We start from the raw sequence: 18,877 nt of genomic DNA, 5'->3' as shown, positions 1-18,877 counted from the left end.
GGCCTTCTTGGTCAGATGTGGAGTTCGGGCGGGAAGCCGGTCCAGCGCAGTTCTGCGGGCAGGTGTCGCATGTCGTTGTAGAAGAGCACGGAGGACGGCCTGCCGGGTGCGTATCGGATGGCCGTCAGAGCTGCGTTGCCGTGGTTGAGGCCCATCCAGCGCCACTCGGGTGCGTCGAGGGCAGCTCGGATCAGCCATCCGATGAGGAAGTTGTGTGTGACGACCAGTTCATGGCGGGGGCGTTCGCCGTCGACCGAGCCTGTGAATTCTGCGAGCGCTTCCCGGGCCAGCGCTGGACCACGGTTGCGCTCCTCTTCCGGAACCTGAGCGAGGAAGCTGAGCATGGCTTCGGCCGAATCCGGCGGCAACTCCTCCTTCGTAGGCAGGTAGGGGACGTAGTCGCCGGCCAGTTCCGATTGGTGCAGTGGGACGGCGTCAAGTTGTGCGCTGATCAGCTGGGCCGTCTGCTGCGCCCGAGGGAGCGGCCCGTGGTATATCGCCGAAAGTGGGGTGCTCTGGAGCCGTTCACCGAGCAGAACGGCTTGGCGCCGGCCGCTTTCCGTCAGGGTCGTCTCGTCTGCTGACGCTTCACCGTGCCGGGCGAGGTAGAGGTATCGAGTGGCTGCGCCTGTCATGTCCCGGGTCTCCGTCACTATCCGTGATCTTGTTCGTCAGGGATGGACGCTGATCTCATGTGTCTGGTTCTCTCGCGGCTGTCCCGGGTAGTGCAGGTCTGCTGGCCTGGGGTGTCTGGAGCAGTGGATGGTCGGATGACTGTCCTTGGTTCACTCCGGGCATTCCCGTCCCGGGCATGTGCCGTGATGGCTGTTTCGATGCGTTGCGCGGTCTCGCCCAGTTCCTTGAGGAACCACGGCTTGCTGCTTTTGCGGAGGACCTGTTCCTGTGGCAGCCGTCGGATGAACTCGGTCCTGAACTGGAAGTATTCGCTGCCTCCAGAGAGTGCGAGGTTCCTCCAGCGGGGCGAGGCGTAGAGGGCGGTGGCTGCGACGACCTCGGGATAGACGGCGATGTAGCGGCGGGGGTCCCAGACTTCGGGGTGGCTGGTGCCCAGGATGTCGAGCCGTCGACGCCGGTCGCTGGGGCGGTATCCGCGTCGGACTACTCGACCTCGAAGTCCACTGCGGACTCCGGAACCTGCGCGTGTCCTGCCATCCCGGCCTCCGGTACGACGCCGACCAGACGCTACGACCGTAGAACCGCCGGGCCCGTCGTACCCGGAGAAGACTGAGACACCCCTCAACTTGCCCGGACATGACCGAGACGCCCACTCACATGCCCGGAGATCTCCGAGACTGCCCGGACATCACAGAGACAGGACACGGTGAACAGACCGGACTGTTCAAGCAGAGACAGGACACCCCGGCGCCTCTCGACGTGGCGTGGCGCACTTTTGCAAGCGCCTGCTTGCAATTGCTAGCAAGGGTGGGGCAGGGTGGAGGCATGGCATCGCTCAACGTCGGCAGTCTTGGTGAGTATCTGCGTGAGCAGCGGCGCAACGCGCAGTTGTCGTTGCGGCAGCTCGCCGATGCCGCCGGGGTGTCCAATCCGTATCTGAGCCAGATCGAGCGCGGGCTGCGCAAGCCGAGCGCGGAGGTGTTGCAGCAGGTCGCCAAGGCGCTGCGGATCTCCGCCGAGACGCTGTATGTGCGGGCCGGCATCCTCGACGCCGAGCGGGACCGGGACGAGGTGGAGACGCGTGCAGTCCTCCTCGCCGATCCCACGCTGAACGAGCGGCAGAAGCAGGTGCTGCTCCAGATCTACGAGTCCTTCCGCAGGGAGAACGGGTTCGAGATCACCCAGGTGGACGAGAGCGATCAAGGTGTTGGCACCGATGTGCGGCACGCTGACGTGGAGCACATCGACGTGCACATCGAGCAGGACAGTGATCTGGACAGTGATCTGGATATATCGGATGCCGAGCATCCGCGGCGCGCAGCGGACACCGGCGTCCGTGGCTCCCGTACGACTGACGGCAGTGATGCCGATCCGCAGCAGACCGCCAGTTGACGAGCACGACCAGCAGCACAACAGCAACACGATGAGCAACATGATCAGCAACATGATCAGCGATACGAACACCGCACACAGGACCGCCGGCAGGCCGGTCTCGCTGCGGACCAACCAAACCCTCAGCTGAACGCGAATCCGGGAGGACCATCGCATGGCCATCACCGACGACATCCGCAAGGCCGCCACGGACCCGACCCCGCTCTACTTCCTCGCCGGCACCGCCGACCTGGCTGTTCAGCAGGCCAAGAAGGTCCCCGGCATCGTGGAGCAGATCCGTACGGAGGCCCCGGCGCGGATCGAGACGGTCCGTAGCTTCGACCCGAACGCCGCCCAGGAGAAGGCCGCCTCCCGCGCCAAGGAGGCGCAGGAGACGATCCAGGCCAAGGTGACGGACTTCGTCAGCACCCTCGACACCGACCTGAAGAAGATCGGTGAGTCCGCTCAGGACCTCGCCCTGCGCAGCATCGGCGTCGCCGCCGAGTACGCAGTGAAGGCCCGGGAGACGTACGAGAAGGTCGCCGAGCAGGGCGAGCAGGTCGTGAAGACCTGGCGTGGCGAGGCCGCCGAGGAGATCGAGGAGCTGGCCATCGCCGTCGAGCCGAACGCCGAGCCGGGCGAGGTCAAGGTCGCGCCGAAGCCGGTTCCGGCCGCGCCGAAGCCTGCCGCTGTCGTGACCGAGCCCGTCCCGGCCAAGAAGACCGCGGCGAAGAAGGCCCCCGCCGCCAAGAAGACGACCACTGCGAAGAAGACCACCCCGCCCGCGAAGTAAGCGGAGCCCGCGCGAAGTAAGCGGAACCCCGCCGAGCAGGCGGCAGTGGGCAGCGGCAGCAAGCGGCCGTATCAAGCCGACGACAACGGGCCGGGCACTCTCAGAGTTCCCGGCCCGTTCTGCGGGTACGGTGGCGTAGAGACGACTCGAATCGGGCGGTGGGCATTGTGCTGTTGACGGCATTCAGCGGCTTCATGTCGGTGATCTTCCTTGCCATCCTGGTGCTCGCCGTGGTGGCACTCGTGATGGCCGGACTGGCCCGCGACGACGCGTACCGCGCGGCCGACAAGCAGAACAAGATGTTCTGGCTGATCATCCTGGGCGTCACGGTGGCCGTGAACCTGCTGGTACCGATCATTTTCCTGCAGATCGCGGGCCTGGTCGCCACGATCGTCTTCTTCGTGGACGTACGGCCCGCGATTCGCCAGGTCTCCGGTGGTGGCGGTGGCCGCCGCGGCGGAAGCAGCAGCGACGGCCCGTACGGTCCCTACAACGGCGGCCGGTAGGCACCACCAACCACCTGCTGCACCCCTGACGCCTACTACAGGACCAGCCCCCTGTACGCCGGCCACGGTGGCTACGACGGGACGCCGGCCACGGCGGCTACGACGGGATGGCGCCACGGCGGCTACGACGGGACGGCCATGGCGGCTACGGCGTGCGGTCCAGCAGCAGCACCGCCACGTCGTCCGTCAGCTCCCCGCCGTTGAGTTCGCGCACCTCGTTCACCGCCGCGCGCAGGAGTTCCTCGCCCTGGAGTCCTTGGGCGAGCTGGCGGCGGACCATGTCCACCATGCCGTCCTGGCCGAGCCGCTCCTTGCCCGCGCCTATGTGGCCCTCGATCAGGCCGTCGGTGTAGAGCATCAGGCTCCAGGCGCCGCCGAGCTCCACCTGCTGGCGCGGCCAGCGTGCGCCGGGCAGCAGGCCGAGCGCCGGGCCGCTGTTCTCGTACGGCAGCAGTTGGGCGGGCCGGCCCGGGCGGGCGATCAGCGGGGACGGGTGGCCGGCCAGGCAGAGCCCGGCGCGGTGGCCGTCCGGCGAGATGTCCACCGTGCAGAGCGTCGCGAAGATCTCTTCGCTGTCGCGCTCGTGCTCCAGGACCTGCTGGAGAGTGGAGAGCAGCTGGTCACCGCACAGTCCGGCGAGCGTGAGCGCGCGCCAGGCGATGCGCAGCTCCACGCCGAGCGCCGCCTCGTCCGGTCCGTGCCCGCAGACGTCGCCGATCATCGCGTGCACGGTGCCGTCGGGCGTACGGACGGTGTCGTAGAAGTCGCCGCCGAGCAGGGCCCGGGAGCGGCCGGGGCGGTAGCGCGCGGCGAAGCGGAGCGGGGAGCCTTCCAGGAGTGGTGTGGGCAGCAGCCCTCGCTCCAGACGGGCGTTCTCCTGCGCACGCAGCCGGGACTCGGTGAGGCGTCGCTCGGCCTTGTCGGAGCGCTTGCGCTCCACCGCGTACCGGATCGCGCGGCTCAGCAGGCGGGCGTCCAGCTCGTCGCGGAACAGGTAGTCCTGGGCGCCGACGCGCACCGCCTCCGCCCCGCGCTCGGCGTCACCGGACGCGGTGAGCGCGAGGACGGCGTGCCGGGGCGCGAGCCGCAGGACGTGCTTGAGCGTCGCCAGCTCGTCGTCGGGCTCGGCTGCCCGGCCCGCGGGCGGCAGCGCGAGGTCGAGGAGGATGCAGTGGACGTCGTCGGTGAGCAGCCGCTCGGCCTCGGTGAGGTTGCGGGCGCTGCGGATCCGGATCGGCTTGCCCGTGGCGTCGAGCATTTCGGGCACGCTGAGTGAGCCTGCCGGGTCGTTCTCGATGACCAGCAGGGTCAGGTGGGCCGTGGTGGCGCTGTCGGCAGGGGCCGTGGCGCCGGTCGCCGGTCCCGACCCGGCCGGGCCGCCGGGTTCGATTCCGGGTGGGCCGCCGGGTGAGAACGCGTCCGGAGCCGGACCACTCTCCGCGGCCGGAATGGCTCTCTGCCGCGGTACGGGTACGGGCATCGTCTGGGTTCCTTCCCTCCCCCCGAGGGCGTGGCGCGGCGAAGTGCTCGCACCACCGACCGGGACCATAGCGTCAGCGGGTGCCGAAACGGAATGGTGTGCCGCGCGGGGTCCGGCAAACAGCCACCGTCATATGCCGCATCCTGTAACGCACTTGGACACGACGGGGCTCCGCGAGGGATGACGAAGGTCACGTCCTCACGGTTGCTAGGTGAGGGCAACCGTGCGCTGTGTCACGTGGGGCAGGTCACGCCGGGCAGGGCAATTCGGGCAAGTCGCCTCGACCTGTGTCGCCGGGAGCCGCGACGCCCGATCACGTGAGGGCAGGCCCACTCGGCCCGCCGGTCATGTACCGCCCGTCCGGTTGCGACGGGCCGCCGGGACGCTCCCGCCCCGCACCGCCCCGTACGCCTCACGCGTCCGGCCGTACGACCCCCAGAATCGGCATCGAACCCGCCCCCGCGACCGTCACAGTCCGCCCGGGCCGGGGTGCGTGCACCATGGCGCCGTCGCCTATGTACATCGCGACATGGCTGGCGTCGGCGAAGTAGATGATCAGGTCACCGGGGCGCATGTCCTTGACGTCGACGTGGGTGAGCTGCTTCCACTGCTCCTGTGAGGTACGCGGAATCCCGTCCCCGGCGGACGCCCAGGCCTGCGACGTCAGTCCTGAGCAGTCGTACGACTTGGGGCCCTCGGCGCCCCACTCGTACGGCTTGCCCGTCTGTGCGGTCGCGTACGCCACTGCCTCCTCGCCCTGCTCGGACGCCGTGCCGTCGCTCGCCGGGACGAGGCCGGAGTTCAGCCAGGCCGTCTGTGCCTGGTACGCGGCCTCCTCCTCCAGCTTCGCCAGCCGCTCCTTCTCGTCCTTCTCGAGCTGGGACTCCAGCTTCTCCGCGGCGGCGATCTGCTGCGTGACCTTCTTCTTGGCCTCCGCCTTCGCCTTGCGGTTGGACTCCAGCTTCGTCCACTGCGTGGAGGCGTCCTTCGCGTACTGCTCCAAGTCCTGCTGGGTGCGCGTCAACTCGGCGAGCAGTCCCTCGACCGCGTGCTCGCCCTGGCGTACGCGGCCCGCGCCGTCCAGGAACTCCTGCGGGTCATCGCTCAGCCACAGCCGGGCCTCGGGCGGCAACCCGCCGCTCCGGTACTGCTCGCGGGCGGCGGCGCCCGCGAGGTCTCTCAAGTCGTCCAGTTTCTGCTGGCCCCTGACGATTTCGCGGGCGAGGCCGACGATCTCGGCGGACTGCTGCAGGGTCTGCTCCTCCGCCGCGTTGTACGCGTCGGTGGCCACCGCCGCCGAGTGGTAAAGGGCGTTCAGCTTCGTGCGTACGGCTTCAAGCTCTTCGTTGCTCACGGATGGCGGCGTCGCGCCGGGGGGCAGCGTCAGATCCGGATCCGTGGTCGGGGCGGAGGTGGGCGTGGGTGTCGGGGCCGGGTTCGCGTACGCCAGGCCGGGTGCCGCCAGCACCGCGCAGGCACAGGCGCATGCGCAGGCCAGGGCCATCGCCGTCGTGGTCAGGCTCCGCTTGCCGGATCCCATTTCTCCGCCCCCGAACTGATTGACCGTCAGTGATTTCTGGACGCCTGGGGGATCGTGCCATGTCGGCGCGCAACACGACAGAGGAGGCAAGAACTCCTTTCCCCCTCTCCACCCCCGCAGGACGATCTCCCCGCATGTGTGACGAACGACTCCCGCCCGACGTTCCCCGCGGGTCAAGGTCCCCCGTGGAGCCAACGCCGCCCGGCACAGCCCCAACGCCGCCCGGCACAGCCCCAACGCCGCCCGGCACAGCCCCAACGCCGCCCGGCACAGCCCCAACGCCGCCCGGCCCAGCCCCAACGCCGCCCGGCACAACCTCACTTCCCCGTGGAGCCAACGCCTCCCAGCCCCCCAGACTCACTTCTCCCGCGGAGCCAACGCCTCCCAGCGCAGCGTCATTTCGCCCTGCCGGTGGCGGGATATGTCGTCCGTCACCGGCCAGTCGGCTGTCAGATCGCGGACCGTCCGGATCCAGCGCTGCCGGGCGCCGTACGAGGCGTAGGGCGCGGCGGCGGCCCAGGCGCGGTCGAAGTCGCGCAGGAAGGCGTGTACGGGCTCACCCGGGATGTTGCGGTGGATGAGGGCTTTCGGGAGGCGCTCGGCGAGGTCGGACGGGCGGTCCAGGGAACCCAGGCGGGTCGCGAAGGTGACAGTGCGGGGCCCCTCCGGACCGAGGGCCACCCAGACGTGCCGGCGGCCGATCTCGTCGCAGGTGCCCTCGACCAGCAGGCCGCCCCGCGACCCCGTCGACGGGTCCGCCGGTGCGAGGCGGGCGCACAGGCGCTCCCAGACGGCGGTGACCTGCTCCTCGTCGTACTGGCGCAGTACGTTCGCCGCGCGGATGAGCAGGGGGTGGCCCTGCACCGGGACCTCGAAGCCGCCGTGCCGGAAGACGAGACCCTCGCGCTCGTACGGGCGCGCGGCCTCGACTCTGGCCGGTTCGATCTCTACGCCCACCACATGCGTGCGTGGGGCCGCCGTGCGCAGGCGCTGGAGCAGTTCGACCGCGGTCCAGGGCGCCGCGCCGTAGCCGAGGTCGACCGCGACGGGGTCGGTGGCGCGGCGCAGTTCCGCTCCGTGCGTCGCCGCGATCCAGCGGTCCATGCGGCGCAGGCGGTTGGGGTTCGTGGTCCCGCGCGTCACCGTTCCCACGGGGCGGGACGCTGCGCGGGCTGTCATGCGTACGAGGGTATGCGGGTACGTGGGAGGCGGTGCGGGCCTGTGGATAACCTTCCGCCGCGCCTCAGGCACGCATCCGGCCCTCGAACGGTTGAGCGATCACCGGTAATGATTCGGCAAAGCGGAAATGGAGCAGGCGGCTCCGGCGTTCTCGCTCTCTGGAGGGTGTCGCACATCCTCCGCAGGCATGCCCGCAGCAAGGAGGAACGCCCCGTGAGCCAGTACATCACCAGGCTCGGGCTTCGCTCCCCGGCGGCTTCCGGGCGGCTCAGGCTGCACCGCAAGCCCCGCCGCGTCGCGATGCTCTCCGTGCACACATCCCCCCTGCACCAGCCCGGCACGGGCGACGCGGGCGGCATGAACGTATACATCGTGGAGCTCGCCCAGCGCCTCGCCGCGATCAACATCGAGGTCGAGATCTTCACGCGCGCGACCACGGCGGCCCTTCCGCCGACCGTGGAGCTCGCCCCCGGCGTGCTCGTGCGCCATGTCGACGCGGGCCCCTACGAAGGCCTCGCCAAGGAAGACCTCCCGGCCCAGCTGTGCGCCTTCACGCACGGCGTCATGCAGGCCTGGGCGGGCCACCGGCCCGGCTACTACGACCTCGTGCACTCCCACTACTGGCTCTCCGGCCAGGTCGGCTGGCTCGCCGCCGAGCGCTGGGGTGTCCCCCTGGTGCACGCGATGCACACCATGGCCAAGGTCAAGAACGCGGCGCTCGCCGAGGACGACACCCCCGAGCCCGCCGCCCGGGTCATCGGCGAGACCCAGATCGTGCGCGCCGCCGACCGGCTCATCGCCAACACCGCCGAAGAGGCCGACGAACTCGTACGGCACTACGAGGCCGAGCGCGGCAAGGTCGCCGTCGTCCACCCGGGCGTCAACCTCGACCGCTTCCGCCCCGCCGACGGCCGTGCCGCAGCCCGCGCCCGCCTCGGACTCCCGCAGGACGCCCTGATCCCCCTCTTCGCGGGCCGCATACAGCCCCTGAAGGCCCCCGACGTGCTGCTGCGCGCGGTCGCCGTCCTGCTGGACGAGCGCCCCGACCTGCGCTCGAAAATCGTCGTCCCCGTAGTGGGCGGCCCCAGCGGCAGCGGCCTCGCCAAGCCCGAGGGGCTGCAGAAGCTCGCCGCGCGGCTCGGCGTCGCCGACGTCGTCTGTTTCCGGCCGCCCGTCGGGCAGGAGCAGCTCGCGGACTGGTTCCGGGCCGCGTCGGTGCTGGTCATGCCCTCGTACAGCGAGTCGTTCGGACTGGTGGCCATCGAGGCGCAGGCGGCCGGTACGCCGGTGCTCGCGGCCGCGGTCGGCGGGCTGCCCGTCGCCGTGCGCGACCAGGAGACCGGCTTCCTGGTGCAGGGCCACGATCCCGCCGCCTACGCGCGCGTGCTGCGCGATTTCGCGGACGACCGGGAACTGTCCGCCCGGCTGGGCGCCGCCGCCGCCCGGCATGCGCGGGGCTTCGGCTGGGACGCCTCCGCCGCGGCCACGGCGGACGTGTACACGGCCGCGGTCCAGGAACACCGGCGTCGCGTACGCTCCCACCATGGCTGACGTACGGCAGGCGGCGCAGGTCATCGAGGGGGTCCTGAAGGACGCCGAACTCGACTGGGAAAGCCCTGAGCCCGGCAACTACGTGGTGAAGCTCCCCGGCACCCGGAAGCTGTCGACGACCGTCTCGCTGATCGCCGGCAGGCACTCGCTGTCCCTCAACGCCTTCGTGATCCGCCACCCCGACGAGAACGAAGGCGGTGTGCACCGCTGGCTCCTGGAGCGCAATCTCAAGCTGTACGGGGTGAGTTACGCCGTCGACTCCCTGGGCGACATCTACGTGGCCGGGAAACTGCCGCTGGCCGCGGTCACGCCGGACGAGATCGACCGTCTGCTCGGCTCGGTCCTCGAGGCCGCCGACGGCGCTTTCAACACCCTCCTCGAGCTCGGTTTCGCCTCCGCGATCCGCAAGGAGTACGCCTGGCGGGTGTCCCGCGGTGAATCGACCCGCAACCTGGACGCGTTCAGCCACCTGACCCAGCGCCCCGCCAACTGACCTACCTCGCTCATCAATTAGCTGCCGCACGACCCCTTCCGTGCCGGCGATCGCCATGGCATGCTCACCGCCGACGCACATATGAACTCAGTTCATGTACATGAAAAACCGTGAGTATCAGCGGAAGTCGGCGGCGGCAGACAGCGGAAGCTGGCGGAAGCCGGGGCAGTCGGCGGAAGGCAGGCGGGGTATGAGCGACGGATACGTGGGCATCAGCAGACGCGGCCTGCTCGGCAGCGCCACAGCGGTGGCGGCGCTGGCCGTGACCGGTGGGCCGGCGACGGCAGCCACGCGACCGGGCGACCCGATTACGGCAGCCACGCGGGCGGGCACCCCGGCGACGGCAGCCGCGGAGTCGGCCGACCAGGGCCAAGTCCAAGTCCCCGCCCTCTGGCGCGAGTTCACCGACACCCCCTTCACCCACCCGCAGATCCCCTACATCGGCAGGGCCGGCTACCGCGCCGGGACGGCACGCTTCCCCCGCCGCCGCGTGGTGGCCGACATACGCGACTACGGAGCCGTGGCGGACGACGGCGTCACCGACTCCGCCCCCGCGATCAACCGTGCCATCGCTGCTGCCGGCAGGGCCGGCGGTGGCACGGTTCTCATCCCGCCCGGCACCTTCCGCATCGACGACCTGATCCGTATCGGGTACTCGAACGTCGTCCTGCGCGGCGCCGGCAGCGACGTGACGAAGCTGTACGCGACCAGGAACCTCACCGAGCTGATCGGCGTCTACGGCTCCCGCTACGGCGGCGACAAGTCGTCCTGGTCCTGGGCGGGCGGCCTGGTCTGGCTCTGCCCGACGGACCGCTTCGCGACGCTGACGACCGCCATCAAGGCGAAGGCATGGCCCTTCGAGGGCTGGACCGGCAACAAGCGCGACGAGTGGCGGACGCTCACGACGCTCGCACCGGCGCGCCAGGGCTCCCGGACGGTGCGCGTCACGGACGCCGGGCAGCTGAAGCCCGGCCAACTCGTCCTCCTCCGCCTCGCCGACGACGCCGACCACACCCTCCTGGAGCACATGTCGGGCGGCGGTCCGGGCACCGAGGCGTACGTCTGGGACGACAAGACGAAGCTGACGAGTTACGTGCCCTACGAGTGGCCCGTACGCATCGCGCGCGTGCAGCGCGAAAAGGTCACCCTGGAGAGGCCGCTTCCGCTGGACCTACGTCCCGAATGGGATCCGCGGCTGACCACGCTCGTCGAACCGCTGACCGGCTCCGGCGTCGAAGGACTCACCCTGGAGGCGGTGGAAACCCCGCAGAACCCCCACCTCCTCGACAAGGGCTACAACGGCGTCACCTTCCAGTGCGCGTACGACTGCTGGGCCGACGACGTGGTCGTACGCCATGTGGACAACGGCTTCGGCCTGGTCGCCGCCTCCGCCTGCACCCTGCGCCGCACACGCGTGGCGGGCCGCGGCGCGCACCACCCGTACTTCTGCCGCGAGGGCTCGCACGACAACCTCATCGAGGACTTCACGGTCGAGCAGCGCACGGTCCCGGCGCCCGCCGGAACCCAGCTCCACGGCATCAACGTGGAAGGCCTCTCCTCCTACAACGTCTGGTCCCGCGGCGACATGAAGATGGGCACCTTCGACTCCCACCGCGGCCTGCCCTTCGCCAACGTCCGCACCGACATCACGGTCGACAACGTCGGCCAGCACGGCGGGGACTACTCGGCGGGCCCTCTCTTCGGCGCGCGCTTCACCCACTGGAACATCCGCGTCACCAACTCCCGCGCCGGCCTGATGAAGATCGACGGCCTCGCGCCCTACAGCGCCACGGTCGGCATCAACGAAGTGACGGAGTTCGGCCAGATCGACGTACCCGACTTCACCGGAGACCTCCACACGCGCTTGGAGCTGTACGGCACGACGGACGTCGTACGCCCAACGAACCTGTACGAGGCTCAGCGGGACCTCTAGACCTGTCCGGCCGGACAGGTCCTAGGCGGCCCGGAGTCCGCTCGCGCGTACCGCCCCGGGGGTACCCGCGGCCCCGAGCCCCGCTCGCGCGTACCGCCCCGGGGGTACCCCCACCAGCTTCCTGAAGTGGCGGTTGAGATGGGACTGGTCGAAGAAGCCGGTCGCCGGCGCCACCTCGCCCGGCGGCCGTCCGTCGAGCAGCAGGCGGCGGGCGCGTTCGACGCGGCGGGACATCAGGTACTGGTGCGGGGCGATCCCGTAGGCCGCGCTGAACGCCCGTACCAGATGGGCGGGGTGGGCCTGGAGGAGCCGGGCGGCCTCTGCCAGGGCGACGCCTTCGACGAGCCGTGCGTCGAGGAGTTCACGCAGTCGGCGGGCGAGGGCGGGGTCGGGGCGGGCGGGCTCCCCGGGCAGCCGGGGCCGCAGCTGCCCGCGCAGCCGTTCCCCCACCAGCGTCAGCCTGCTCTCGGCCTCCAGCTCGTCCCCGGGGTGCGCGAGGGCGGCGTGCAACTGCCCGACCCGCCGTCGCAGCACCGGATCCACCAGATCCGGCGCGTCCACCGCGGGCCCGATGAGGCTCTCGTCGAGCCGGCTCAGGTCGAGATACAGGACGCGCTTGCGGAAGCCGTGCTCGGTGACCGGGGAACCGTTGTGCGGGACGTACGGCGGGAGCAGCGACACCGTGTCGCGGGGGGTGCCGTGCTCGTGCCGGGCGAGGTCGTACCGTACGGCCCCGTCGTCGACGATCAGCAGCGTCCACGCCTCGTGTACGTGCATCGGGTACGCGTACTCGGTGTAGTGGGCGTGGAACACCTCCACGACGCCCGGCACGCGCGGGCGCCACGCGGAGATCTCCCGCTGGGGACGCGGGGAGCATGGGGCGCGGTGCTGCGGGACCATGCAAAGAACGTACAAGACGAGGTCGTACGGCGGTCGGCAGTCTCGACGCATGAGCGTCTCGACCCTTGTACGTCTTGAACCCATCCGCTTCGACACCAAGATCGCCGTCCTGCTGCGGGACGACCTGGAGCTCTGGCAACGACTCAATGTGACCGCTTTTCTGGTCAGCGGCCTGGGAGCGACGGTTCCCGAAGTGATCGGCGAGCCGTACGCCGACGCGGACGACGTCCCGTACCTGCCGATGTTCCGCCAGCCCGTACTGATCTTCGAGGGCTCGAAGGAGACCCTGACCGCCGCGCACGGCCGGGCCCTCGCGCGGGTGCTGCCGCGAGCCGTCTTCACCTCGGACCTGTTCGCCACGGGCAACGACCGGGACAACCGCGCGGCGGTGCGGGCCGTGCCGACCGGCGAGCTGGACCTGGTGGGGCTCGCGGTGTACGGGCCGCGGAACGCGGTGGACAAGGTGCTGAAGGGGGCGCGGATGCATCCGTGAGGCGGGCGATCTCCTCGAAGTGGCCTCCCGGGTTCTGGGAGTCCCGGCCTCCGGGGCTTCGGGGCTCCGAGTGTCCCGGCCTCCGGGTGTCCCGGCCTCCGGGGCTCTGGGCGTCCTGGTCTTGTCTTCCGGGCTCTGGGCGTCCTGGGGACGGCTGCGCGTACAACCTTGTGAGCAGGTTGTGTGTCCAGTGTGGCGAGGGGGGCGTATTGGCATGCGCGCATGCATCCGTGTTTACCCGTGTGCGCCCGTATGCCCCATACGCGCCCGTCTCAGTCGTCATTGATCGCTGTCACCCCGTTCCCCCGAGGAGTTCCGTTGCGCAGAGCAGTCACGGTGGCCGCCGTGCTCACCGCGGTCGTCGCCGTTCCGCTCACCCCCACGTCGTCGGCCGCCGCCGCGCCCTACCGCGGTGCCAACACGGCTGCCGTCCAGGACGACTTCAACGGCGACGGCTACCGTGACCTGGCCGTCGGCGCGCCCGGAGCCGCCAACGGCACCGTGGAGGAAGCCGGCGCGGTCGTCGTCCTGTACGGCTCCAAGTCGTCGGTGAGCACCGCCAGGCGCACCGTGATCACTCAGGCGAGCAGTGGGATACCCGGCGCCCCCGAGGAATGGGACGGTTTCGGGGGAGCCGTGGCCAGTGCCGACCTGGACCGGGACGGGTACGCGGACCTGCTGGTCGGCACCGAGGGCGAGGATGTCGGCACCCACGACCACCGGGGTTCCGTGACGGTCGTGTGGGGCGGAAAGGGCGGCCTGAAGGGCGGCGCGAACATCGCCCCGCCCGCCGGCTTCGGCGAAGGCCGTACGTTCTGCAGCTTCGGCATGGCCCTGGCCGTGGGCGACATGACAGGTGACGGCGCGGCGGAGGTCGGCATCGGTTCCCGCTGCGACGCCTCGTCGTACACGGGCCCGTTCACGCGGACCGGCAAGGCCGCGTCCCAGTACCGGGAATGGCGTATGAACTCCCGGGGCGTCGTGATGGGCGACGTCAACGGTGACCGCAAGGCGGAACGGTTCTGGCTGCCCGGCCCCTCGGACGACGACATCCGCGGCTCGGTGTACGTGGACCACGGGGCCCCGGGCGCCGACGACCCCCTGGCCACCTGGCCCACCGACCTTCCCTACGCCGACGGCCACACCGGGCAGATCGGCGACATCAACGGCGACGGCTACGGCGACCTGGTCACCGGGATCGCTGACGACGACTATCTCAGCGGTACGACGGACGGTGCGCACCGCGGCGGCGAGATCCAGGTCCTCTACGGCAGCGCACGGGGCATCGGCGCCGAGCAGCGTCCCAAGGTCTTCCACCAGGACACCGCGGGCGTCCCGGGCGGCGGCGAGAACGCCGACCAGTTCGGCAAGGCCCTGAGCGTCGGAGACGTCAATGCCGACGGATACGCCGATGTCGCCGTCGGCGCTCCCGGGGAGGCGGTCGGTACCCGCGAGATGGCCGGTACGGCTGTCGTACTGCGCGGCTCCGCCACCGGTCTGACCACGAAAAAGGTCGCTGGGTACAGCCAGAACACGACGGGCGTGCCGGGTACCGCCGAGGCGAGCGACGAGTTCGGCGCCGCGGTCCATCTCGCCGACCTCAACAAGGACGGCCGGGCCGAGACAGTCGTCGGCATCCCCGGCGAGGACACCGACGGCTGCCTGTGGATCGCCCGCGGCTCGACCGCCGGCCCCGTGGTCACCGGCTCGGTGAACCTGTGCGGCAAGGCCGCGGGGGTGGCCGTCCGCTACACCGACGGCCTCTTCGGGGGCGCGCTGACGAGTGCTCGGGTGACGGTCTAGGCGTGGAGGGGGCGGCGGTCGGGGCCCGGGTCGGGGCTTGGGGTGGGGCCCGGGTCGAGGCCTGGGCCAAGGCCTGAGGCGAGCCCTGGGTCAAGGCCTGGGCCAAGCCCTGGGTCAAGGCGGTCGGGACCGGGTTCGCCGTGACGAACCCGGGTGCATGTGCGTGAATTCACCACGCAACGGCGACAGCGGGGCGTGGGACTTACTCGTCCCGCCTCATGCGACGACGGTGAACAGCCCTGTCTGGGAGCCGAGTTTGCTGAGGGAGATCTTGCCGGGGATGCCGTTGGCGTCGTCGCCGGTGTAGCCGAGGTGGCGCTGCCACTTGGCGTACGCGGCGATGGTCTTCGAGCCGAAGGAGCCGTCGCCCGCGTAGGACTTGGCGAGGTAGCCGAGTTTGACCAGGGCGGCCTCGGTGAGGTTCGTGCCGGCCATGTAGCTGACGTGGCCCTGCTTGGCGGCCGGGTCCTTCTTCGAGGCGTCGATGAGACGGGACAGATCGACGCGAGGCTTGGACGCGCCGCCGGTGCTGGGCTTGGTGGGTTTGGGGGTGCCCGGCTTGGCCGGGGTGTTCTTGACGGGCGTCTGCGCGAGCTGCTTCTTCACGTCGGCCCGGAAGTCGTCCATGTCGAAGCTGGGGTCGATCTTGCCGGGCTGGACCTCCTTGTGCCCGGCGACCGACTTCTCGGTCCAGCCGTGGGCCCGGCACAGGGCCGCGGCCCACAGCACGGCCTTGCGGTACTGCGCGTCCGGGTAGGGATCCTTGCCGTTGCCGAGGTTCTCGATCTCCAGGCCGTACAGGACATCGTTGCCGTCGGCGTTGGCCTGGTTGTCCTTCGGGAGCGGGGACTTCTCGGCGCGCAGGGCGTTGAGGACGTCCAGGTCGACGGAGCCGGCGTGGTTGGTGCGGCCGTGGCCGATCAGCCACAGGCCGTCGGTCTTGCCGAGCCAGGCGTGGCAGAGCGGGCCCGGGAGGTCGGACCTGCCCTTGTAGCAGAGTTCCTTGTCGTTGTGCCCCGCGGTGTGGTGGATGAGCACGCCGATCACGGGCCCGAACTTCTTCCCCGTCGCCGAGTCGCGGCTGTGGGTCTTCCAGCCGGAGTGCTCGTGGAAGGCGAGACCTTCGGCTTTCAACGCGGAGAGGGTCTCAGCGGCGGTCAGAGGTGTGGCCATGGCTGTTTCCTTTCGGATCTGCGTGGTCGGCGGGCCGTGCGGTCATCAGGCGGAGCGGTCATGCGGGCGATGCGGTCATACGAGTGCGGGCTGTGGCCCGCGTCGGTAAGTGGTCGGCCGGGGAAGGGAGTTGAGGTGCGTCGGTAAGTGGTCGGCCCGGGAAGGGAGTTGAGGTGCGTCGGTAAGTGGTCGGCCCAGCAAGGGAGTTGAGGCACGTACGCCTGGGACTCGAGTGGTGTCGCGTCTGGTTCAGCATCGCGGAAGTCATGCGCCGCGCGGGGCGAAACCCGACCACTGGCCCCCCGTGGGGCGCCGGGTCGCGAGCCACACCCCGCGGCCCAGCGCCCACATCACCAGCCCCGCCACCGCCGGGACCATGAAGAAGACGACCAGCCCGGCACCGATGTTGGCGCCGATCACACCCGCCGTCAGGATGCGCCAGCCTGTCCCGGCCAGCAGCCCCGCCATGACCAGCGGTGCCAGTACGCCCCACCAGCGCTTGTCCAGACCGCCGCCGCTCCGCGAGGCACGTACGAGCAGCGCCGCGCAGGCTCCGGCCAGCACCAGGGCCGTTGCGCCGAGCACGGTGGCCGTCCCGTCCGGGATTCCCAACGGCTCGAAGGCGTAGTCGAGTTGCGACGTCGGCAGCTCCGTGGAGTTCTGCTGGCCCATCAGCCCCCATGCGGCGACCGGTACGGCCGCGATCAGGACACCGGCGGCCGTCAGAAGCGTTCCCCGATTCATCATGCGCCAAGCGTGGCGGCGGGGGGCCGGGGGGACATGAGCACGCGTACTCATGCGGCTGGGGGTGGGGGCTCAGGGGGCGGATGGGTGGCTCAAGCCGTGCCGGCGCCCTCCGCCGTCGCGGTGACGGGCGCCGGAGTCGCGGTGGTCCATGAGTCCTCCGCCGGCAGCTGTCGCATCAGCACCCCGTACCCCACCCCCGCCACCGTCCCGACCACCGCGCACAGCCCCCACAGCCACTCCGCGCCGAAGCGGTCGATGACGAGGCCGGACACCAGCGGTGCGACGAGCGAGGCGAGGGCCCAGGACAGGGTGTACATGCCCTGATAGCGGCCGCGGCCGTGCACGGGGGAGAGCCGGACGACCAGCCCCGTCTGGGTGGGCGCGTTGACGATCTCCGCCAGGGTCCACACGCACACGGTGAGCACGAAGACGCCGACCGACCCGGCGAAGGCGGTGAGCCCGAAGCCGTACCCCGCGAGGAGCGAGGAGACGACGAGCAGCCGCTTCGGATCACGGTGCTCGATGAGACGGGTGACCGGGATCTGCAGAACGACGATGAGTACGCCGTTGACGGCGATCGCCGTGCCGTAGTCGGCCGGGGTGAAGCCGGCCTCGCCCATCGCGACCGGGAGACCGACGGATGCCTGCTGGAAGACGACGGCGACGAGGAAGGACAGGCCGACGACGCTCATGAAACGCCGGTCGCGCAGCACGGTCCCGAGCCCGACGCCATCGGCGTCCGCGGACTCCTTGGAGACCTGGACCGGCCGGGACTCCGGGATCCTCGCGAAAACGACGAGCGCGCAGGCGAGGGTCATTCCGGCCTCGATGAGGAAGCCCGCGAGGTAGCTGAACTCGGCGATGAAACCGGCGCCCACGGAGGAGACGGCGAAGCCGAGGTTGATGGCCCAGTAGTTGACCGAGAAGGCCCGTACGCGGTCCTCGGGGCGCACGATGTCGGCGATCATCGCCTGCACGGCGGGCCGCGAGGCGTTCGACGTGGCCCCCACCAGGAAGGCGACGCCCGCGATGGCGACCGGGTCGTGCATGAACCCGAGCAGCGCGACGGAGCCCGCCGTGGACACCTGCGCGATCAGCAGGGTGGGCCGTCGCCCGAGCCGGTCGGTCATCACGCCCGCGCCGAGCGAGGAGGCGACACTGCCGAGGCCGTGCAGTGCGGCGACGAGTCCGGCGTACGAGGCGGAGTAGCCGCGGTCGATGGTCAGGTACAGGGCCATGAAGGTGGCGACGAAAGCGCCGAGCCGGTTGACGAGAGTGCTGGTCCAGAGCCACCAGAACTCGCGGGGGAGTCCGGAGACGCTCTCACGGACGGCGCGCCTCATGACGGCGATTGGCATCGGGGCCCCACGGAGTAAGCGGCTCGGGTATTGAGCGCAACTTACAAACGGCCGTCCCCGCCTGGCCACTCAATTAACAGATGCCGTCAACTGTCCGGCTTCCGGGCAGCCGCGCGAGGTTAACAAGCCTTCCATTAGGCTCGTACGCATGGCCGACGCACCGTACAAGCTGATCCTCCTCCGCCACGGCGAGAGCGAATGGAACGCGAAGAACCTGTTCACCGGCTGGGTGGACGTCAACCTTAACGAGAAGGGCGAGAAGGAGGCAGTACGCGGCGGTGAGCTGCTCAAGGACGCCGGCCTGCTGCCCGACGTGGTCCACACCTCGCTCCAGAAGCGCGCGATCCGCACCGCCCAGCTCGCGCTGGAGTCCGCGGACCGCCACTGGATCCCGGTCCACCGCTCCTGGCGCCTGAACGAGCGGCACTACGGCGCCCTCCAGGGCAAGGACAAGGCCCAGACCCTCGCCGAATTCGGCGAGGAGCAGTTCATGCTCTGGCGCCGTTCGTACGACACGCCGCCGCCCGCCCTTGAGGACGGCACGGAGTTCTCCCAGTCGGACGACCCGCGCTACGCGTCGATCCCGCCGGAGATCCGCCCCCGCACGGAGTGCCTGAAGGACGTCGTCCTCCGCATGCTCCCGTACTGGTACGACGGCATCGTCCCCGACCTCCTCACCGGCCGTACGGTCCTGGTCGCGGCCCACGGCAACTCCCTGCGCGCCCTCGTCAAGCACCTCGACGGCATCTCCGACGCCGACATCGCGGGCCTGAACATCCCGACGGGCATTCCGCTCTCCTACGAGTTGGACGCCGCCTTCAAGCCTCTCAAGCCCGGCGGCACCTACCTCGACCCGGACGCCGCGGCGGCCGCGATCGAGGCGGTCAAGAACCAGGGCAAGAAGAAGTAAGCAGACACGAA

At 70.2% G+C, this 18,877-nt stretch carries 17 protein-coding genes; 9 read left to right on the top strand and 8 right to left on the bottom strand.

From position 1 onward, the window contains the following. Positions 1-11: 11 nt before the first annotated feature. On the bottom strand, positions 12-635 hold the full coding sequence (locus ACFYPC_RS30945) for a histidine phosphatase family protein (RefSeq protein WP_391889308.1): 624 nt from the start codon (positions 633-635) through the stop codon (positions 12-14). 826 nt (positions 636-1,461) lie between these two features. Here ACFYPC_RS30945 and ACFYPC_RS30940 point away from each other — a divergent pair. From ACFYPC_RS30940 to ACFYPC_RS30930, 3 genes are all read left to right on the top strand, one after another. Then, the gene (locus ACFYPC_RS30940; RefSeq protein ID WP_391889305.1) at positions 1,462-2,028 is read left to right on the top strand and encodes a helix-turn-helix domain-containing protein; all 567 of its coding nucleotides are present in this window, start codon (positions 1,462-1,464) and stop codon (positions 2,026-2,028) included. Positions 2,029-2,182: 154 nt separating this feature from the next. Then, positions 2,183-2,800, top strand: coding sequence for a hypothetical protein (locus tag ACFYPC_RS30935; protein WP_391889303.1), 618 nt, complete (start codon positions 2,183-2,185; stop codon positions 2,798-2,800). A 194-nt stretch (positions 2,801-2,994) separates the two neighbouring features. Next, entirely contained in the window at positions 2,995-3,306 is a 312-nt protein-coding gene (locus tag ACFYPC_RS30930) for a DUF2516 family protein (RefSeq protein ID WP_391889460.1), read from the top strand. A gap of 145 nt (positions 3,307-3,451) precedes the next feature. On the opposite strand, the gene ACFYPC_RS30925 is transcribed toward ACFYPC_RS30930, so the two are convergent. The 3 genes from ACFYPC_RS30925 to ACFYPC_RS30915 all read right to left on the bottom strand — a co-directional run bounded on the left by ACFYPC_RS30925 (position 3,452) and on the right by ACFYPC_RS30915 (position 7,505). Further along, positions 3,452-4,786: a PP2C family protein-serine/threonine phosphatase gene (locus tag ACFYPC_RS30925; RefSeq protein ID WP_391889300.1), complete on the bottom strand. Its 1,335-nt coding sequence runs from the start codon at positions 4,784-4,786 to the stop codon at positions 3,452-3,454. 412 nt (positions 4,787-5,198) lie between these two features. Beyond that, positions 5,199-6,326 (bottom strand): NlpC/P60 family protein, encoded by a 1,128-nt coding sequence (locus tag ACFYPC_RS30920; RefSeq protein WP_391889298.1) that lies wholly within the window; start codon positions 6,324-6,326, stop codon positions 5,199-5,201. A 357-nt stretch (positions 6,327-6,683) separates the two neighbouring features. Then, the gene (locus ACFYPC_RS30915; RefSeq protein ID WP_391889295.1) at positions 6,684-7,505 is read right to left on the bottom strand and encodes a class I SAM-dependent methyltransferase; all 822 of its coding nucleotides are present in this window, start codon (positions 7,503-7,505) and stop codon (positions 6,684-6,686) included. A gap of 213 nt (positions 7,506-7,718) precedes the next feature. On the opposite strand from ACFYPC_RS30915, the gene mshA reads away from it, so the two are divergent. The 3 genes from mshA (at position 7,719) to ACFYPC_RS30900 (ending at position 11,482) form a co-directional block, all read left to right on the top strand. Then, complete coding sequence (gene mshA / locus ACFYPC_RS30910; protein WP_391889294.1) at positions 7,719-9,056, top strand: D-inositol-3-phosphate glycosyltransferase; 1,338 nt, start codon at positions 7,719-7,721, stop codon at positions 9,054-9,056. Next, the gene (locus ACFYPC_RS30905) at positions 9,049-9,549 is read left to right on the top strand and encodes a YbjN domain-containing protein (RefSeq protein WP_391889292.1); all 501 of its coding nucleotides are present in this window, start codon (positions 9,049-9,051) and stop codon (positions 9,547-9,549) included. Before mshA ends, ACFYPC_RS30905 begins: the two co-directional genes overlap by 8 nt. A gap of 190 nt (positions 9,550-9,739) precedes the next feature. Continuing rightward, positions 9,740-11,482 (top strand): glycosyl hydrolase family 28-related protein, encoded by a 1,743-nt coding sequence (locus ACFYPC_RS30900; protein WP_391889290.1) that lies wholly within the window; start codon positions 9,740-9,742, stop codon positions 11,480-11,482. 21 nt (positions 11,483-11,503) lie between these two features. On the opposite strand, the gene ACFYPC_RS30895 is transcribed toward ACFYPC_RS30900, so the two are convergent. Further along, positions 11,504-12,382, bottom strand: a complete 879-nt coding sequence (locus ACFYPC_RS30895) for an AraC family transcriptional regulator (protein ID WP_391889288.1) — start codon at positions 12,380-12,382, stop codon at positions 11,504-11,506. A 49-nt stretch (positions 12,383-12,431) separates the two neighbouring features. Between ACFYPC_RS30895 and ACFYPC_RS30890 the strand changes: the two genes are divergently transcribed. Together ACFYPC_RS30890 and ACFYPC_RS30885 are read left to right on the top strand one after the other, a co-directional pair. Then, entirely contained in the window at positions 12,432-12,875 is a 444-nt protein-coding gene (locus ACFYPC_RS30890; RefSeq protein ID WP_391889286.1) for a DUF2000 family protein, read from the top strand. Between the two features lie 318 nt (positions 12,876-13,193). Then, positions 13,194-14,678: a hypothetical protein gene (locus tag ACFYPC_RS30885; RefSeq protein ID WP_391889283.1), complete on the top strand. Its 1,485-nt coding sequence runs from the start codon at positions 13,194-13,196 to the stop codon at positions 14,676-14,678. A 216-nt stretch (positions 14,679-14,894) separates the two neighbouring features. On the opposite strand, the gene ACFYPC_RS30880 is transcribed toward ACFYPC_RS30885, so the two are convergent. From ACFYPC_RS30880 to ACFYPC_RS30870, 3 genes are all read right to left on the bottom strand, one after another. Next, positions 14,895-15,851 carry an N-acetylmuramoyl-L-alanine amidase gene (locus ACFYPC_RS30880; RefSeq protein ID WP_391889281.1) on the bottom strand — a complete coding sequence of 319 codons (957 nt, stop codon included), beginning with the start codon at positions 15,849-15,851 and terminating at the stop codon, positions 14,895-14,897. Between the two features lie 264 nt (positions 15,852-16,115). After that, positions 16,116-16,598: a hypothetical protein gene (locus tag ACFYPC_RS30875; protein ID WP_391889279.1), complete on the bottom strand. Its 483-nt coding sequence runs from the start codon at positions 16,596-16,598 to the stop codon at positions 16,116-16,118. A gap of 89 nt (positions 16,599-16,687) precedes the next feature. Further along, positions 16,688-17,956 carry an MDR family MFS transporter gene (locus tag ACFYPC_RS30870; protein ID WP_391889277.1) on the bottom strand — a complete coding sequence of 423 codons (1,269 nt, stop codon included), beginning with the start codon at positions 17,954-17,956 and terminating at the stop codon, positions 16,688-16,690. A 148-nt stretch (positions 17,957-18,104) separates the two neighbouring features. Here ACFYPC_RS30870 and ACFYPC_RS30865 point away from each other — a divergent pair, with 148 nt between their 5' ends. After that, positions 18,105-18,866, top strand: coding sequence for a phosphoglyceromutase (locus ACFYPC_RS30865; RefSeq protein WP_391889275.1), 762 nt, complete (start codon positions 18,105-18,107; stop codon positions 18,864-18,866). Positions 18,867-18,877: the final 11 nt, after the last annotated feature.

Origin of the sequence: Streptomyces sp. NPDC005808, from assembly GCF_042871385.1 — a bacterium.
Taxonomy (GTDB): domain Bacteria; phylum Actinomycetota; class Actinomycetes; order Streptomycetales; family Streptomycetaceae; genus Streptomyces.
The sequence above is the reverse complement of the archived record's forward strand: the minus strand, read 5'-3'. Positions and strand labels throughout refer to the sequence as shown.

Excerpts from the sequence above, each read along its gene's own strand:
- ACFYPC_RS30915 (WP_391889295.1), bottom strand. The coding sequence starts at position 7,505 with ATGACAGCCCGCGCAGCGTCCCGCCCCGTGGGAACGGTGACGCGCGGG.
- ACFYPC_RS30865 (WP_391889275.1), top strand. The coding sequence starts at position 18,105 with ATGGCCGACGCACCGTACAAGCTGATCCTCCTCCGCCACGGCGAGAGC.
- ACFYPC_RS30870 (WP_391889277.1), bottom strand. The coding sequence starts at position 17,956 with ATGCCAATCGCCGTCATGAGGCGCGCCGTCCGTGAGAGCGTCTCCGGA.
- ACFYPC_RS30895 (WP_391889288.1), bottom strand. The coding sequence starts at position 12,382 with ATGGTCCCGCAGCACCGCGCCCCATGCTCCCCGCGTCCCCAGCGGGAG.
- ACFYPC_RS30920 (WP_391889298.1), bottom strand. The coding sequence starts at position 6,326 with ATGGGATCCGGCAAGCGGAGCCTGACCACGACGGCGATGGCCCTGGCC.
- ACFYPC_RS30900 (WP_391889290.1), top strand. The coding sequence starts at position 9,740 with ATGAGCGACGGATACGTGGGCATCAGCAGACGCGGCCTGCTCGGCAGC.
- ACFYPC_RS30930 (WP_391889460.1), top strand. The coding sequence starts at position 2,995 with ATGTCGGTGATCTTCCTTGCCATCCTGGTGCTCGCCGTGGTGGCACTC.
- ACFYPC_RS30925 (WP_391889300.1), bottom strand. The coding sequence starts at position 4,786 with ATGCCCGTACCCGTACCGCGGCAGAGAGCCATTCCGGCCGCGGAGAGT.
- ACFYPC_RS30875 (WP_391889279.1), bottom strand. The coding sequence starts at position 16,598 with ATGATGAATCGGGGAACGCTTCTGACGGCCGCCGGTGTCCTGATCGCG.
- ACFYPC_RS30945 (WP_391889308.1), bottom strand. The coding sequence starts at position 635 with ATGACAGGCGCAGCCACTCGATACCTCTACCTCGCCCGGCACGGTGAA.
- ACFYPC_RS30940 (WP_391889305.1), top strand. The coding sequence starts at position 1,462 with ATGGCATCGCTCAACGTCGGCAGTCTTGGTGAGTATCTGCGTGAGCAG.
- ACFYPC_RS30905 (WP_391889292.1), top strand. The coding sequence starts at position 9,049 with ATGGCTGACGTACGGCAGGCGGCGCAGGTCATCGAGGGGGTCCTGAAG.
- ACFYPC_RS30880 (WP_391889281.1), bottom strand. The coding sequence starts at position 15,851 with ATGGCCACACCTCTGACCGCCGCTGAGACCCTCTCCGCGTTGAAAGCC.
- ACFYPC_RS30935 (WP_391889303.1), top strand. The coding sequence starts at position 2,183 with ATGGCCATCACCGACGACATCCGCAAGGCCGCCACGGACCCGACCCCG.
- ACFYPC_RS30890 (WP_391889286.1), top strand. The coding sequence starts at position 12,432 with ATGAGCGTCTCGACCCTTGTACGTCTTGAACCCATCCGCTTCGACACC.